The following is a 10,633-nucleotide window of genomic DNA, read 5'->3' as shown; positions in this document are numbered from 1 at the left end:
AAGGTTCAAGCGGGCGATACTGTTTCACTATGGCGGACTGCCTATGGCTCCTAACCCACACGGATAAGTGAAGAGCCTTGTATCATCAGCTGGTTGCAGTATCCAAAAGCTGACCTTTCGACGGCAAGACTAAGATTTATCAGAGTCACGGTGTTTCGATCACGAGAGGTCACGGTTGGAGCTAATTGTTAAAAAGTCCGCGTAGTTGTTGCCGGGCTGAACTCGCCCTGCCCTAGCAACTCGCCGGCAGCATTCAGGATAAAGTCCAGCTTGGGCCCCAATCTATGGGCGTACGCTGTGGGGTACGCCGTTGCCACTTCAACGGAGGACGCTCTGGCGGCTTTTATATGAAGTTTCTCTTTTAGCTTAGTTGCTATAAACAGGGAAATTGTAGGCATCTGTTTTTTAGCATCTTTTCAAGTCCGCACCATTCTGGGGTCGAGTGGTTACTAAATAGTGACTAATTTCCACCCCGCAATTTATCCGGATACTAACACCTACTCTGCTGGCAGCCGCACTCGCTGCCAGTCGCCTGAGCCACGTTGAAAAGGTAATCATTGCGCCGCCCCGATGGGCAATGAGGACCTATTGGGGACCACTCCACGTAGCCGGTTTTTGAGTTCGGGACGGCTCAGAGCCGCGTATACGATCGACTTTCCTGAAAGATGAACACAGCAGAAATTGCGAAGGCGGAGCAATGGCAAATTCGGCAACAACAAAACTCACTGCTTTTATCGGTGTCCTGGCGATTGCCGGCGTAGTGCTATGGCTTGCAACGCGCCCGGCGCCGCTCATTCTCCAGGGCGAGGTGTCCGCGGATCGCTACGATGTCTCTGCGCGGGTTTCCGGTCGCGTCGTGGAATTGGGTGCAGATGTCGGCGACACCGTCGAGAAGGGTGATTTGTTGGTGATGCTGGAGGCGCCCGAGCTCCAGACCTCACTGCAGACGCGTAAAGCAAGCGTCGAAGTCGCCAAGGCCGATTATGAGCGCATCATCACCGTGCGCGAAGAGGAGGTAGCGGCGAGACAGGCGGAACTCGACGCCACGGAGGCCGAGCTGGAACTGCGAGAGCTCGAACTTGAGCGCTTGCAGAGGCTGCGTGGATCCCCCGCCTTCTTCCAAGCCGAGCAGGATGTTGCAGTTCGCAATCGCGACTCTGCCTTGAAGCAGCGGGACGCTGCGCAGGCAACGCTGCAGCTGACGAAAGAGGGGGCGAGCGAGGCGGATCGGCAACTGGCCCAGGCGAGGATCAAAGAGGCCGAGGCTGCCCTCCAGTCCGTGCAGGCGCAGATCAGCGAGCTTACGGTCGTGGCACCCGTCAGCGGCCTCGTGACCACGCGCATCGCCGAGATCGGCGAGAACTTCAGCCCGGGTGCACCCCTGATCTCGCTCGTCGATATGAACGATCTATGGTTCACGTTCAACGTGCGCGAAGATTTTCTCGAAGGCATAGAGATCGGCGACGTCCGCACGGTGCGAGTGCCGGCCCTGGCCGACAGGGAAGTCGAGGTGCGTGTCACCTTGATGAACGTGCTCGGACAGTTTGCGGCGTGGCGCGCCACGCGCGCGACAGGCGATTTCGACCTGCGCACCTTCGAAATTCGCGGCAAGCCCGTCGAGCCGGTAGAAGGATTACGGCCCGGGATGAGTGCGGTCGTGAGCGTCCCGGCGACGGAACGCTAGGACAATGAGGGGGAAATCCGTCTGCCCCGGATTCTGGCTCGTGTTCCGACGAGAGGTCCGGTGGCTTATCCGCCGCCCATTCCTGGTCCTGCTCTCAAGCATCATCCCGGTCACGATATTCCTCGTACTGGCGAGCATCTATGCCCGCGGAATCGCGACGGAACTTCCCATCGCCGTGCTCGATCAGGACGACAGCCCCGGCTCCCGCCGGATAGTCCGTCTAATCGATGCCGCGCCGGACATCCGAATCACGACCAGGGTAGCCGATCTCGAGGACGGACGACGCGGGATACTTTCCGGCAGTTACCAGGGGCTGCTACTTGTGCCAGAGAACTTCACGCGCGATGCCATAGCCGGCCGCCGACCCGAGATCACGTTTTTTTACAACACGCAGATGATGGTTGCCGGCAACCTGTCGGCGCGCGGTGTTTCGTCGGCTTTGCCCTCAATTGCGCTGCAGGTTCAGGCCGCGTCACGCATGGCAAGCGGGATGACGGCAGATCAGGCGGCCATTGCCGTTCAGCCGGTTGCGATGCAGACACACGGCCTGTTCAACCCTGCTCTCGACTACAGCCACTTCATCCTCGCCGCGCTTGTCGTCGTGGTGCTGCAGCTGACAACCACGCTCGCGACCTGCTACAGCGTTGCGCTGGACGCCGAAACGCCCCACAACCTTAGAATCCTGCGGCGTCTGGGCGGCGGCATTGTGCCGGCGGTGCTGGGCAAGCTCCTGCCGCTGACGATCGTCGCATGCCTGGTTCACGCTGTGTGCGATACCCTCATGTTCGGGTATTTCGGGCTGCCACTCGATGGCACGGGTTGGCTTCTGGTCCTTTCGGCGCTGGTCTTTCTTCTCTCCTGTCAACTCCTGGGAGCCGTCGCCGCTCTTTTTGTCCGGTCGCCCCCGCCGGCGCTGTCGGTCGTGGCACTGACTGTCTCGCCCTCGTTCGGCTATCTCGGCGTCTCGTTCCCGCGCGAGGCGATGAACGCGTTCTCGATCTGGTGGGGCAACATCTTTCCGGCGACTCATTACGTTTCGTTGCGGGTTGACCAGACTGTGAGGGGGGCGCCGGTGGACGTGTCGATGGCGACCCTGCATCACCAGCTTTTCTATTTCGCGGTCACGGGGCTGATCTTTTATCTCATACTCGTCCGGATCAGACGGAAAGCGGCCGCTTCGGGTGCGCAACCGCAAGGTCAAGCAGCGGCGCGGGAGGAATAGTCCATGACAACCCTTCTTTCCGTCGTGCGCGACGAGATGGACAAGGTCGTCACGAACCGCCGCATCTTCGCAATCTTCTTCGTCGCGATCGCAGTTCTTGGGCTCTACTATCCGCAACCCTACAGCGCCGAGGTCTTGCGGGAAGTCGCGGTCGCGGTGGTGGACCGGGACGACACGACCTCCTCGCGGCAGCTCACTCGGGATGTGGACGTGTCGCAGAACGCCCATGTCGTCATGAAGTTGCCCGATGTGGCGTCGGCGGAACGCGCTGTCTTCGAGCGCAGGATCTCCGGCTATCTCTTCATTCCGCAGCATTTCGAACGGGAGATGCTGAGCGGACGGCAGGCGGAGGTCGCCTTTTACGGAGACGCCAGCTATTTCCTCATCTTCTCAAAGCTGCGATCGGCGGTCGGTGCTGCCATTCAACGGCTCGGGACGAACGTGGTGGTCGGGCGCCTGATCGCCGGCGGGATGAACCCGGACGAGGCGCTCGCGGTGGCTTCGCCGATGCGCATCAACATGATTCCGCTGTTCAACCCCGAGGGCGGCTATGCCAGTTACGTGGTTCCCGCCGTCTTCCTGTTGATCGTCCAACAGCTTCTTCTGATGGGGGTCGGCCTGCTGAACACCTTGCCTTCGGAACGCCCGAGGGTCGATGCCCCACCGATCGTGGCCACCGCCGGCAAGTTGATTGCCTATATGATCCCCGGCGTGTTCCTCTACCTCGTCGCGACGATCATCATCCCCTACGCCTATAACGTTCCGCGCATCGGCGATGTCTGGTCGAGCCTCGCAATCGCGATCCCTTTCAGCCTGGCCGCGTCGGCGCTCGGTTTGCTTTTCGCCGCGATTCTGCGGGACGCCCTGGTCGTTCAGCTTGTCTGCAGTCTGCTCGGATTGCCGCTGTTCTTCATGGCTGGCATCGCATGGCCGAGCGAGGCGATGCCCGAGCTCCTGCAATGGGCACGCCACCTCATCCCGTCAACCTCCGGCATCGACGCCGCCGTGCGCATCAACCAGATGGGCGCGGACCTGTCGGATGTCGCCGGACCGGTCCGGGTCCTGTGGATCCTCGCCGCGGGCTACGCATCGCTGGCGGCACTTGCGATGCGGCTGAGCGCCGGCAGAGCAGCGAAGCACATTGATGGTATCCCCCACCCCACCTCAAAAGGAGATTTACCATGAAAGACAGCGACGGAACCCCCAATGTAATACTACGGCTTTCAAAATCCTTCCTGGTTATGGCCATCGCGTTCTTCGCAACGCTCGTGGCGTTCGGAAACGTCACGGACTATGACTCGAATTTCGCCTTCGTGCAGCACGTGTTTTCGATGGACACGATTTTTCCGGAAGCCAGCATCAAGTATCGGGCAATAGACACCCCGTGGATGCACCACGCCGGTTATCTGTTCATTATTCTTCTCGAGGCTTTGACGGCGCTTCTCTGCTGGGTCGGCGGTTTCAAGCTTCTGGCGAACAGAAACGCGCCAGCAATCGAATTCAATAAAAGCAAGGGGGTGGCGATCGCCGGACTGACGTTGGGGTTTCTCACGTGGCAAGTTGGCTTCATGTCGATGGGAGGGGAGTGGTTCGGCATGTGGATGTCTGAGTCGTGGAACGGGGTACCCAGTGCCTTCCGGATTTTCATGACCATGTTGGGGGTTCTCATTTACCTCGCTCTTCCGGAGACGGATTTAGAGTAACGTCGATAAATTCAAGCCTCCGTTCATCTTGCCTGATATTGAGATCACGAGCCTCCAAGGCCGGCGAGCCACCGCCCGTCGGCCCTCTGTTGCTGGTCAGCCAATAGGGCTCATTTCTCTGATCGTGAATTCTGCAATCGCACCTTCTGTGGCATCGATATAGGCAGACAAGTGTGGAGCATTCATATGCGCCTGCCATAGCTCTCTTGACTCCCAAATTTCGTAAACCAAAAAGTGTTCAGGACGTTCATTGTCCTGATGAAGGTCGTATTGAAGACAACCTTTTTCGGTACGCGTGACAGAAATAAGCTTTTCTAATTCATCCTTCACTAGCTCAATCTTGTCCGGGTTGGCATAAACATTTGCAATAATAGTAAGTTTTGACATTTGTCATTCCTGATTTAACGCATTCGAATGAAATAGGTATGGCTTATACCGGGCAAGGACCACTGCGGCCCTGCCCGGTTAAAACTCAGGCTGATGCCATTGCCGGATTATTTACTGTCCCCGAACGGCGATGCCGAGCCGCCAACCAGAACAAGGGCAACTGTGCCAGGGCGGCCAGTGCAAGCCCCGCCCAGGGCGTGAGAACAATCAAACCTTGCTCAACCAAAGCGCTACCGGAATGTTCACCCAGGGTAATACCCAGGTTGAATGCCGAAATATTCAAAGCCGAGGTAAAAGCCACCGCTTTTGGCGACCAGCGCTCGGCGGTTTCGAGCATGCCGGTCTGGAATCCCGGCGACATGCCGAAAGCCAGGACACCCCAAGCGAACAGCAGCGGCACCATGACATACTGATTGGACATACCAAGCGCCATTGCAACCATGACAACCGCCACGCCAGCCAGCATGATCCGGAGTGTTCGGGCCCAGCCATAGTGCGCAGCCCAGCGCCCTCCCATGAGATTGCCCACCAGGGTCGCAACACCAAAGACAATCAGCAGAAGACTGGCGGTTCCGGATGAAAACCCGGTTTCGTCCGTCAGAATCGGTGTTATGAACGTAAACGCGGCAAAGCTGGCTCCAAAGCCCAAAATCGTGATCGACATCATCACTAGCACTGGCAGCGTTTTTAAGGCCTTGAGTTGCTGCGCAGCAGACACATCAGCCTCGCGCGGCTGTTTGGGTACCCACAGCGCGATAGCCAGTAGTCCGACAGCGGCAAGCGCCACCACGCCGAAAAAGGGCAAGCGCCATCCGAGTTCATTGCCAATCAGGCTCCCCATCGGTACGCCAATCACCATGGCAAGCGTGAGCCCGGCAAACATGGCCGCTATTGCACGGCTGGCCTGCCCCGGGGGCGACAAGCGCGCAGCCACCGTTGCACCAATGGCAAAGAAGCTGCCATGAGCGACCGCAGTGAGAATCCGACCTGCCAGCAAAATCTCATAAGAGCTGGCGAAAGCTGAGATCAGGTTGCCGGCCAAAAACACCGACACCAACGCGAACAGAAGCGCCTTTCTGGGTATCCGCCCAGCGGCGATAACCAGAATGGGGGTACCGACGGCAAGTGCCAGCGCATAAAGGCCCACCAGGCTTCCGGCTGTCGCGACCGTCACGCCCAAATCGTCTGCAATTGCCGGCAACACACCAACAACGATAAATTCGGCAACGCCAATTGCGAAGGCGGTTACCGCCAGCGCCCAGACACCGGGATGCATTCGTTCACTTTTGCTCATATCCGCCCCGCTGCATAAAGTGCAATGGTTTGATCGTCCTCCACCGTGGCGCCAGCAACACCAACCGCACCAACGATCTTTTCGTTCTCATCGTGCAACACCAGGCCGCCACCAAAACTGATCAGCCCGCCGTTGGTATTCTCGATGGTGTAGATGGAGCCGCCTGGGTGGGCTTCCGCACCGAGTGCATTGCTGTCGGCACGGAAAAGCGCGGCGGTTCTGGCTTTCTTGGTGGCCACGTCGATGGTGCCGGGGACGGCGTTTTCCATACGAACGAACCCTTTCAGGAGGCCTGAAGTGTCGGTAACCGCCACGCTGATGGCAAAGCCCTGCTCGGCCGCGCGCTCGCAGGCCCGGTTGATAACAGCTTGAACGTGAGTATCGGTGATTGAGTCGAACATAGTGCAGCTCCGTGATGTTTGTGAGCTGCTCATTATTCCGACAACCTGAACGCGGGATAAGGGGGTTGGCCTGTTTGCCGCCTATAGTTTGATAATGTCGAACATTTCCTTGAACACCTGTCTCGCTAATCGGTTCAGCGTCGGTTCATCAAGAATTTTTGAGGAGCCGGCAACCCCGAGTGCAGCTTCTACACGGCCGTGACGCCGCAGCGGGATCGCCAGGCAATTCAGACCGGGTTCGGCCTGCTCGAGATCCAGTGCGTAGCCTACTTCGACGATCTCTTTAAGTTCCGTTTCGAGTGCTGCGCCGACCTTGTCCGCGCGTCGCAGGCTGCGAAGCAAATCAGGATTAAAAGCCAGGAACACCTTGCCGATGGCTGAAGTCGTAAGCCCTTCTCTACGGCCCCTGGGGCTGCCGAACCGCAGACTGCCGGCGCCTTCGATGGCATCCACATACAGATATTCCCGGGAACCGCAAGGCACGGCGAGATAACAGGTTTCGCCACACCGTTTGGCAAGCCCCTCAAGAGCCGGCGCGAACCGTTCCTTGAGTTCAAAATCCTGATCAGCCAGGGGCTGGGCGATTTCACGGATCCTCAACCCTAGCCCGTAGCGTGTGCCACGCCGGGTAACGTATCCCATCGCAGCGAGGGTATTCAGCAGTCCATGCAGGGTACTCTTGTTGAGCCCCACCCTTTCGGCAAGATCAGTCAGCCGGGCCTCTCCGCCTTCGGCCGCCAGAGCCTCGAGTAACAACAACGCTCGTTCCACCGATTGGATACGCTTGTTTTCGTCGATCATGGTTTCCGTATTTTTTCAGACCACATGCGATTCGAAACCTGAACCAGCAAATCCCGTATCCAGATATTCAGAGGGTCCTGCGATGAGCGCTGGTGCCACACGGCAATCACGTCGAAACCGGGAATCTCGGCATTCAGCTCAATCGGCTGCAACGAGTCGTCGGGCAGGAGTCGCGACGGGACAAAGCCGACAAGGTCAGTCTCAGAAATCGTTGCTTTGGCGGCCGTGAAGGTTGGCACCGAAAGCATGGCTTGGCGCGGATGCCCCTGATCTTCAAACCAGCGATGGACGGCACCGGTAAAATCCCCCCGGGAGGGGGAAACCACCACCTGAGGCATGCCAGCGATCTCGGCAACGGACATGGCGCTGCGAACCGCCTCATTCCCCTTTCCTGCAACGCAGACATAGCGCTCAGAATACAGGGTTAACGACGGATAACTCGGCGGCGCAAACTTGGGATTGGTCAACACCAGGTCCACGGCACCATCCAGCAGGTCGCTTGCCATCTCATCCAGCTCAAGTTTTTTCACGGCCAGCCTAAGGCCCGGCGCTTCCTGCCTCAGGCGCTGCATCAGAAACGGCAGAATGGTTTTCTGCTCCAGATCGGTGGAGCTAATGGTAAAGGTGCGCGTGGTTGTTACCGGGTTGAACTCGTCCCGCTCCAGCAACTCGCCAACGGCATTCAGGATGAGGTCCAGCTTCGGCGCCAGTGTCCGGGCATACGCCGTCGGAGTAACGCCATTGCCGCTGCGGATAAACAGGCGATCATTGAAGGTGGCGCGGAGCTTTTTCAGCTGATCGCTGACTGCCTGCTGAGTCACCCCGAGCTGATCCGCCACTCGAGACAGGTTGCGTTCGCGAAGCAGGCAATGAAGCGTTCGCAACTGTTTAAGGTCTACCCGGTTTAAAGCGTTCACTTGTATCTCTTACATCAAACCCTTGTTTCAAATCCTATCGGCTGCTCCCTAAGCTGGCAAACCAAGAATCCAGCAACCCTACCTGTAAGGAGGAGCCATGTTCAGCATCAACTACGTCCAGCCCGTTGGCGACCTGGAGTACGACCAGCGATACAAGGGTCCAGGTGCCTCCGAGCTCACTCAATCGGTCGACCCCCGACACATTGACGTCACAGACATTCGCAACCAGACCAACGACTTTCACCTGGACGATCAGGGCTTCGAGGCGGTTCGGGTCGCCTTTGATTTTGACAACTACCAGAATGACGACGCCATTCGCGACCATTTGTATCCGCAGGTGATCGAGTACCTCCGTGATCAGCTCAAGGCCAGCGAAGTGCTGATCTTTGATCACACCTATCGGTCAACCAATCGGCAGGACCAAACCGTCCATAACCGGGCGCCGGTGAAGACTGTTCACAACGACTACACCGAGAAGTCTGCGCTCCACCGCATGCTCGAAGAAACCGAGCAACGACCAGAACTCCGCGACCGCCCTTACCGGTTGGTGAACCTGTGGATGCCCGTCGGCCACCGTGTTGAGGAATCCCCATTGGCCGTCCTGGACATCAACACCGTGGCTGCGGATGACTTTCATCGCATCAAACTGGTTTACCCAGATCGCATCGGTGAGATAGCCGGGATCTCCTACAACCCGGATCATCGCTGGTACTACCTGTCAGACATGGAGCCCGGCGAGGCCCTGTTGCTGAAAGTGTTCGATTCACGATCTCCCGAGGGCATCTTTGGCACCCCACACACTGCAGCCGACTCCACGGACACACCGGCCAGCGCCCGCAACAGAAACAGCCTGGAAGTGCGAGTCATCGCTTTTAGTTGAGGAAGTCATGAGCAAATTTCTTGTGTCATTGAATCCGTTGAATAAAGAGCCGGTCGGACAGGTTCCAATCACCTCCCGGCCCGAGCTGACAGAGATTGTGGACCAGAGTCGGATCGCGCAGACGAACTGGGGCCGGTTATCCCTTGAAGAGCGTGCAGCCCGCTTGAGGGCTGCCTACGAGGCGCTGGCGCCTGCCCAGAATCAACTTTCCCGCCTGATCAGCCTGGAAATGGGCAAGGACGCACGACGCGCGACCTATGAGGTCGCCGGTACCGTACAAAGTGCCCCCTATTTCATTGAGGAGGCCGCCTCTGCCCTGCAAACCGAACAAGGCGAAGGCCGCAGCCGTATCCAGTATCGGCCGCTTGGGGTTGTTGCTGTCATTTCACCCTGGAACTACCCATTGGCCATGGCCAACAACTTGCTGATCCCTGCACTGATGGCCGGCAACAGCGTTATTCTGAAACCCTCGGAACACACGCCGCTGGTCGCGGATCTGTTCGTTCGCGCACTGCAGGACCATCTGCCCGAGAATCTGATTCAGATTGCGCACGGCCACGGAGACGTCGGTCAGGCGCTGGTGAAATCTGACATCAATATGATCGCCTTTACCGGGTCGATGGCCACCGGTCGCAGCATCATGGCGGATGCCGCCGAAGGCGTAAAACGTCTGGTCATGGAGCTGGGTGGCAATGACCCCCTGATTGTCATGAAAGACGCCAATCTGTCAGCTGCTGCGCGATTTGCCGTCGCCAGCTCGTTCGAGAATGCCGGGCAAATGTGCACGTCGACCGAGCGCGTGTACGTCGACCGCTCCGTCGCCGAGGAATTCAAGCGCCAGGTGGTTGCCGCCGCATCGGCTTACCAGGTCGGCCCATGGGATCAACGGGGCGTGAATATAGGCCCGATTGCCAACGCTACCCAGCATCAGCTTGTGCTTCAACATCTCAGAGATGCGGAAGCAAAAGGCGCACGTTTTCTGCTCGGCAAGGCCGACTACCCAGCACCATTCATTCAACCCACGGTTGTCGATGGCATGACCCCCGACATGCTCCTTGAGCGCGAAGAGACCTTTGGCCCTGTCGTTGCCATGGCGGAGTTCGATGCCATCGAAGACGCCATCGCCCGTGCCAACGACTCCATCTACGGCCTGGGCGCGGTGGTCTTCGGTGGTCGTGACGCCGCAGCCGTGGCAGAGGCCCTTGAGGCAGGAATGGTTTCAGTGAACGGTGGAGCCGGGGGCAGCCCCTGGGTAGGCGCGAAACAGAGTGGCTTTGGCTTCCACGGCTCCGCCGCCGGCCATCGCCAATTCGCTCAAGTAAGGGTCATGAACTTATAAGAGGT

The 10,633-nt window shown here is 58.4% G+C and carries 11 protein-coding genes; 6 read left to right on the top strand and 5 right to left on the bottom strand.

The features are described 5' to 3' along the window. Positions 1–697: 697 nt before the first annotated feature. Genes MLD24_RS20580 through MLD24_RS20565 form a run of 4 tightly spaced genes read left to right on the top strand, consistent with a single transcriptional unit; the run spans position 698 to position 4,609 of the window. The gene (locus tag MLD24_RS20580; RefSeq protein ID WP_248169116.1) at positions 698–1,684 is read left to right on the top strand and encodes an HlyD family secretion protein; all 987 of its coding nucleotides are present in this window, start codon (positions 698–700) and stop codon (positions 1,682–1,684) included. Between the two features lie 40 nt (positions 1,685–1,724). Further along, positions 1,725–2,906, top strand: coding sequence for an ABC transporter permease (locus tag MLD24_RS20575; protein ID WP_248169108.1), 1,182 nt, complete (start codon positions 1,725–1,727; stop codon positions 2,904–2,906). Between the two features lie 3 nt (positions 2,907–2,909). Continuing rightward, positions 2,910–4,091, top strand: a complete 1,182-nt coding sequence (locus MLD24_RS20570; RefSeq protein WP_248169106.1) for an ABC transporter permease — start codon at positions 2,910–2,912, stop codon at positions 4,089–4,091. Continuing rightward, positions 4,088–4,609: a DUF2165 family protein gene (locus MLD24_RS20565; RefSeq protein ID WP_248169104.1), complete on the top strand. Its 522-nt coding sequence runs from the start codon at positions 4,088–4,090 to the stop codon at positions 4,607–4,609. The genes MLD24_RS20570 and MLD24_RS20565 overlap by 4 nt, the downstream gene beginning before the upstream one ends. 96 nt (positions 4,610–4,705) lie before the next feature. On the opposite strand, the gene MLD24_RS20560 is transcribed toward MLD24_RS20565, so the two are convergent. The 5 genes from MLD24_RS20560 to MLD24_RS20540 all read right to left on the bottom strand — a co-directional run bounded on the left by MLD24_RS20560 (position 4,706) and on the right by MLD24_RS20540 (position 8,409). After that, positions 4,706–4,996: a putative quinol monooxygenase gene (locus MLD24_RS20560; protein ID WP_248169102.1), complete on the bottom strand. Its 291-nt coding sequence runs from the start codon at positions 4,994–4,996 to the stop codon at positions 4,706–4,708. An 85-nt stretch (positions 4,997–5,081) separates the two neighbouring features. Beyond that, entirely contained in the window at positions 5,082–6,290 is a 1,209-nt protein-coding gene (locus MLD24_RS20555; RefSeq protein WP_248169101.1) for an MFS transporter, read from the bottom strand. After that, positions 6,287–6,691, bottom strand: a complete 405-nt coding sequence (locus MLD24_RS20550; RefSeq protein ID WP_248169088.1) for a GlcG/HbpS family heme-binding protein — start codon at positions 6,689–6,691, stop codon at positions 6,287–6,289. Before MLD24_RS20550 ends, MLD24_RS20555 begins: the two co-directional genes overlap by 4 nt. A gap of 81 nt (positions 6,692–6,772) precedes the next feature. Continuing rightward, positions 6,773–7,492 (bottom strand): IclR family transcriptional regulator, encoded by a 720-nt coding sequence (locus MLD24_RS20545; RefSeq protein ID WP_248169086.1) that lies wholly within the window; start codon positions 7,490–7,492, stop codon positions 6,773–6,775. Next, positions 7,489–8,409: a LysR family transcriptional regulator gene (locus MLD24_RS20540; protein WP_344817199.1), complete on the bottom strand. Its 921-nt coding sequence runs from the start codon at positions 8,407–8,409 to the stop codon at positions 7,489–7,491. The genes MLD24_RS20545 and MLD24_RS20540 overlap by 4 nt, the downstream gene beginning before the upstream one ends. 97 nt (positions 8,410–8,506) lie before the next feature. On the opposite strand from MLD24_RS20540, the gene MLD24_RS20535 reads away from it, so the two are divergent. Further along, positions 8,507–9,289 (top strand): CmcJ/NvfI family oxidoreductase, encoded by a 783-nt coding sequence (locus tag MLD24_RS20535; RefSeq protein WP_248169082.1) that lies wholly within the window; start codon positions 8,507–8,509, stop codon positions 9,287–9,289. 7 nt (positions 9,290–9,296) lie between these two features. Further along, positions 9,297–10,628 carry an aldehyde dehydrogenase family protein gene (locus tag MLD24_RS20530; protein WP_248169080.1) on the top strand — a complete coding sequence of 444 codons (1,332 nt, stop codon included), beginning with the start codon at positions 9,297–9,299 and terminating at the stop codon, positions 10,626–10,628. Positions 10,629–10,633 lie beyond the last annotated feature (5 nt).

The organism is Marinobacter xestospongiae (assembly GCF_023156385.1).
Taxonomy (GTDB): domain Bacteria; phylum Pseudomonadota; class Gammaproteobacteria; order Pseudomonadales; family Oleiphilaceae; genus Marinobacter; species Marinobacter xestospongiae.
The sequence above is the reverse complement of the archived record's forward strand: the minus strand, read 5'-3'. Positions and strand labels throughout refer to the sequence as shown.